Annotated in this window: 4 protein-coding genes; 3 read left to right on the top strand and 1 reads right to left on the bottom strand. The window is 71.4% G+C overall.

The features are described 5' to 3' along the window. Positions 1 to 154 precede the first annotated feature (154 nt). The 3 genes from E0D90_RS23465 (at position 155) to E0D90_RS23455 (ending at position 3164) form a co-directional block, all read left to right on the top strand. Positions 155 to 676, top strand: coding sequence for a hypothetical protein (locus E0D90_RS23465; protein ID WP_130799988.1), 522 nt, complete (start codon positions 155 to 157; stop codon positions 674 to 676). Between the two features lie 201 nt (positions 677 to 877). After that, the gene (locus tag E0D90_RS23460) at positions 878 to 2581 is read left to right on the top strand and encodes an alpha/beta hydrolase (protein ID WP_130799987.1); all 1704 of its coding nucleotides are present in this window, start codon (positions 878 to 880) and stop codon (positions 2579 to 2581) included. Between the two features lie 76 nt (positions 2582 to 2657). Continuing rightward, positions 2658 to 3164, top strand: a complete 507-nt coding sequence (locus tag E0D90_RS23455; RefSeq protein ID WP_130799986.1) for a hypothetical protein — start codon at positions 2658 to 2660, stop codon at positions 3162 to 3164. Between the two features lie 58 nt (positions 3165 to 3222). On the opposite strand, the gene eccCb is transcribed toward E0D90_RS23455, so the two are convergent. Beyond that, a partial coding sequence (gene eccCb / locus E0D90_RS23450; protein ID WP_130799985.1) for a type VII secretion protein EccCb occupies positions 3223 to 5030 on the bottom strand: 1808 nt, incomplete at its 5' end.

Below are 5030 nucleotides of genomic sequence, written 5' to 3'. Positions count from 1 at the left end.
GACCAGGTCCGCGCGTCCCCCACCAGATCACTCACACACCATCAACGAGCCTGAACCCGAAGCGTTTCGGATCAATATCAGGAACCGAATGCGAGCGAGCGTCCGTAGTCTCCTCCCAGATCGGCCAACGCCGCCTCTTCGGCTTGCGACAGCCGTGACCACGCTGATCCTGGTCCTCTCGACGAACGGATGTGGAACCGTGGACGAGAAGTCCCCCCTCACGGACGACGCGCCGGTTCGGCCGGCCAACGATGTCGTGATGGCGGTCGAGAGAGCGTCCGAGCACTTCAACCTGGCGCTGGACCTGCCGGGCGCGGTGATCGAGGCGGCGGTGCCCGTCAGCAAGGGCCCGTGCACGGCGGACTACGAGAGCGATCTCTACTCCGTCAGACACACGTGGAGCGCGGCCGGGGTTCCTGAGGAGGAACTGCACCGGGCGATGGACCGGCTGCACGCCGAACTTCCCGCACAGGGGTGGCGCGTGCTCCTCTACGAACCGGACTCCAGTGAGTCCGAGAGCCTGGAACTCCGGGTGGAACACGACGAGGATTTCCTGCTCGCCCACGCCCGCTTCCTCGACGGCCGAAAGGTGGGAGTGCCGGACGGCCGGGAGTCCGAGATCACCCTCACGGTCTTCACTCCCTGCTACGAGGACCCGGACGCGGCGAGCTACTGAGGCAGCCCTCCGTCCCGCGCGCAGACCCGACACGGCCTCTCGGCGGGGATGCTGCAGGCGTGTCACAACGGCCGACGACGCTTGTCGCGAGGCTGCGGCGGCTGCTAGACACGGACGCGGGTCCCGCCCGCTCCGCACCGATCGGGGCGGGAGATCCCGGGGCCGGGACGAGAGCGCCGTCAGTCGGGCACGGGGGAACGCATGTCGCTGATCAGGGAGTCCGAGATACCCAGCTTCTCCGGGAACCTCGGCCAGCTGGAGTCGGCCGTCCGCAGTCTGGACCGTGACGGCGAGGCGGTGTTCGACGGCGCCAACACCCTGCACTCCACCTTTCAGGGGCTGGCCGGTGGTTACGAGGCCCCGGAGACCTCGGACCTGCTGGTCACCACCCTTCCCGTCCGCTCCGGCGGCGAACAGCTGCGAGACGCGGTGAGCGCCGTCTCACGTGCGCTGGGCGACTACGCGGCCGACGCCCGGCACATCGACTCCCGCCTGGACTCCCTCCGGGCACGCGCGCGGGCCGTGCCCGATGTCTCCAGCGACGACCCGGACTACGGCAGGCACGTCGAGGAGAGCGAGAGCATCCGGGTCGAAGCGGCCCTGCTGGTCGCCTCGTTCGAGCGGATGGAGGCGGAGACGGTCCGTGCCGTCGAGTCAGCGCTGCCACTCGGCACGCACCACTTCCCGGTCTTCGGCCCCTACCTCCCCGGTCAGGGCCCCTGGATGCCGCTGGCGGTGGTCCCCACCTTCAGCACCCCGGCCGAGGCGGCCGCCTGGTGGCGGGGGCTGAGCGAGTCCGAGAGAGCGGAGCTGATCGAGCTCTCGCCCGCCGAGATCGGCGCCACCGACGGACTGCCGGTGGCGGTGCGCGACCGGGCCAACCGCGTCGTCTTCGAGCGGATGTGGCGCCAGGACCGTCCCGACCTGGCGTACGAACGGCACCTGGACGCCGAACCGGAGCGCTACGTCACCGTCCGTCGGCGCCACTACTACGGCTTCACCTCCACGGAGGTGGAGACGGAGGAATGGAAGGAGTGGAACGAGCGGAAGAAGGAGATCAGCGCACTGCTGACCGTCAACGACCGTCTGAACGGTGAGGGCGACTACAGCGATCCGACGCTGCCGCGCGCCTATCTGCTCGTCTTCGACCAGGAGAACCGGGGCAAGGTGGCCATCGCCAACGGGAATCCCGACACGGCCGATCACACGGCGGTCCTCGTGCCCGGCACCGGCTCCGAGCTGAAGGGCGTCCGCGGGGACCTCAACCGCACGGTCGACGTGTGGCAGACGTCGTCGGAGCTGGCCCGCCCCGGTGAGGCCGTCTCCACGGTGACCTGGATCGGCTACGACTCCCCGGCGAAGATCTTTCCCGACGCGACCAGGCGGGTCTACGCCGAGGAGGGGGCTCCGGTCCTCAACGGGTTCCTCGACGGTCTGGAGGCCTCACGCGGCGGCCCGGGCCAGGGCAACACCACGGTCATCGCGCACAGTTACGGCAGCACGCTGGTCGGTGCCGCCACCCAGGAGGCGGGGCGCTCCCGCCCGATCGCCGCCGACAGCATCATCGCGGTCGGGAGTCCGGGGATGACGGTCGGCCATGCCGACCGGCTGGGCGTCGGCGCCGAGAACGTGTGGTCGATGCAGGCCCCGTTCAGCAAGGACCAGGTGGCCGAGGGAGGCCGGTTGTTCCACGGCGAGACCGACAGCCGCTGGCGGCGCGGTCTGTTCGGCGTCCCGTACCACGACACGGACCACTGGCCGAACGTCCCGGCCGATGAGGACTTCGGCGCCGGCCGGATGCGGAACGACGCGCAGGACCACAGCGACTACTGGAGCTCGGAGCTCAATCTGCGGAACCAGGCGCACGTCGTGGTGGGGCGGCCGAGCGGCGTGATTCGTGAGTGACCCACCCCCTACTCTCATTCGAGTGTTTCTGGCGGCGGGTGTCTTCGCCGCTCTGGCCATGACGTCGGGATGCGCGATGAACGAAGACGGACCTGGATCCGGTGCGGGCGAACGGGGCGACGCGACGGCGACCGGCCCCGCGACTGTTCGCCCCGTGGAGCGGCTCGCCGCGGAGGTGACGGCGGCCTCGGAGCAGTTGGCGGGGATCGCCGGGTTGCCTCCCGAGAACGTGCGGATGGAGTCGACGCCCCGTCGGGGCGCCTGTGCCGAGGGGGACGACGACTCCCACTACACGATGCGGCATGTGTGGTCCCTCGCCGATTCGCCGGAGGCCGACCTGGCGCGCGCGATGGACCGGCTGCGTTCCGGGCTGCCGGAACACGGCTGGGGTGTCGTGATGTACGAGCGGAACAGCAGCCCGGCCGCCGAGCTCGAACTGCGGGCCGAGCGCCCCTCGGACGGTCTCTTCGCCTATGCGCTCTTCATGGACGCGGCCAACGAGGCTGCGGGGCACGAGGTGTCGAAGATCCTCGTCACCACCTTCACCGGCTGCTTCGGGCTTCCGCAGTCCGAGCGCCGCTGATCCGCGGCGCGACCGGCCGCGTCTGCCGGCCGCCGGCCGACCACCGGCCGGAACGCCGTCACAGGCGCCCGGTCTGGACGAGCCGGTAGGGGGCGCCGCGGCGGATCAGAGTGCCGCGGCCGGGGGGTTCGGCGCGCGGGTAGAGCTTCGGGTACAGCTGCCCCTCCTGCCGGTCGCCGGTCATCAGCAGCGCCGAGCTGCCGTTCTCCTTCAGCGACTGGAGGAAGGGTTCGTAGAAGGCGCGGGAGACACCCGCCACCCGGCGGGTGACGACGAAGTGCAGCCCGATGTCGGGTGCCGAGGGGATGAACGGCACGAAGTGCTGGAGCGGCCGCTGGTTGGCGGTGGCGAGGATGTCGTAGTCGTCGATGAGGACGACGATGCGGGGGCCGCTGAAGCCGGTGGTGTCGAGCGCGTCGGGGCCGAGGTCGCTGTCGGGCATCCGCTCCTTGAGCTTGGTGGCGATGCCCGCGGAGAGCCGTCCGGCGAGGTCGGCGTTGTGGGCGTAGCCACCGCGGTACGCCTCGGGGACCGCGCCGCGCAGTCCCCGGCGCGGGTCCATCACGGCGAAGACCAGGTCCTCGTCGGAGTAGCGCTCCATCAGCCCGCGGGCGAGGAGTTGGAGCAGGTTGGTCTTGCCGCACTCGCTGTCGCCGAGGATCAGCAGGTGCTGGTCGGCGCCTTCGAGGTCGAGGGTGGCGGGGGTGAGGTCCTCGTGGACGCCGAACGGCACGGCGGAGCGGCGGGGCCCGTCGGCGGGGAGCGAGGCGGCGGGCAGGGAGGCGGGCAGTACCCGTACGGGGCGGACGCCCGCTCCCCGCCAGGCGTCGCGGATGCCTCGTACGGCGGTGTCCAGGGCGGCGGCGGCCGCGTCGTCGGTGGCGCCGTCGATGCGCGGCAGCGCGGTGTGGGCGAAGAGCTTGGCGTCGGTCAGCGCGCGGCCGGGGGCGTCGGCGGGGACGGTCTCGATGAGCTTGCGGTCGATGCCGCTGTCACCGGCGTCGTTGAGGCGCAGTTCGAGGCGGCTGCCGAAGGAGGACTGCACGTTGATGCGGACGTCGTTCCAGCGCAGCATTCCCGCGACGACGTGGATGCCGTAGCCGCCGCCCCGGCGCAGCAGGTCGGAGATGCCGTCGTCGAGTGCCTCGAACTCCTCGCGGATGGCGCCGAATCCGTCGATGACGAGGACGATCTCGGTGGAGTCGAGTTCGGGGAGTTCCCCGGCGGCGCGCATCCGGCGGAGGGTGTCGACGGAGTCGACGGCGCGGTCGCGGAAGAGGATCTCGCGTTCGGCGAGCATGGTGCGCAGTTCCTCGACGGTGCGGGCGACGCGTTCGCGGTCGGTGCGGGTGGCGATGCCGCCGACGTGGGGCAGTCCGTCGGTGGGCCGGAGGCCGCCGCCGACGAGGTCGAGCCCGTAGACGGCGACGTCGCGGGGGCTGTGGGTGAGGGCGAGGGAGAGGATCACGGTGCGCAGCAGGGTGGTCTTGCCGGACTGGGGCCCGCCGATGACGGCGTAGTGGCCGCCCGCGACGGTGAGGTCCATGACCCACTGCCCCTGCCACTGTTCGCCGGGGTCGTCGAGCAGGCCGACGGGAACGCGCAGCGGGCCCGCCGGCCGGGCGAGGCGCAGCCCGTCGGCGGTTTCGGTGACACCGCCGCCGATGCTGTCGAGGGTGACGGCTTCGGGGAGCGGGGGGAGCCAGATCTTGCGTACCGGGTCCGCGGCACCGCTGAGGGCCTCGACCATGGACGACAGCAGGGTGGGGCCGTCACCGCCGGGACCGGTGCGGGCCTTCTGCCGCTCGGGTGGGTCGGCGCCTTCACCGCCGGCCGGGGCGGGGAGGTTGCGCGCGGGGAAGACGG

It is taken from the genome of Streptomyces otsuchiensis, from assembly GCF_004305975.1.
In the GTDB taxonomy this organism is placed as follows: Bacteria; Actinomycetota; Actinomycetes; order Streptomycetales; family Streptomycetaceae; genus Streptomyces; species Streptomyces otsuchiensis.
This window is presented reverse-complemented; position numbering and strand designations above follow the sequence as displayed.

Excerpts from the sequence above, each read along its gene's own strand:
- E0D90_RS23460 (WP_130799987.1), top strand. The coding sequence starts at position 878 with ATGTCGCTGATCAGGGAGTCCGAGATACCCAGCTTCTCCGGGAACCTC.
- E0D90_RS23455 (WP_130799986.1), top strand. The coding sequence starts at position 2,658 with ATGAACGAAGACGGACCTGGATCCGGTGCGGGCGAACGGGGCGACGCG.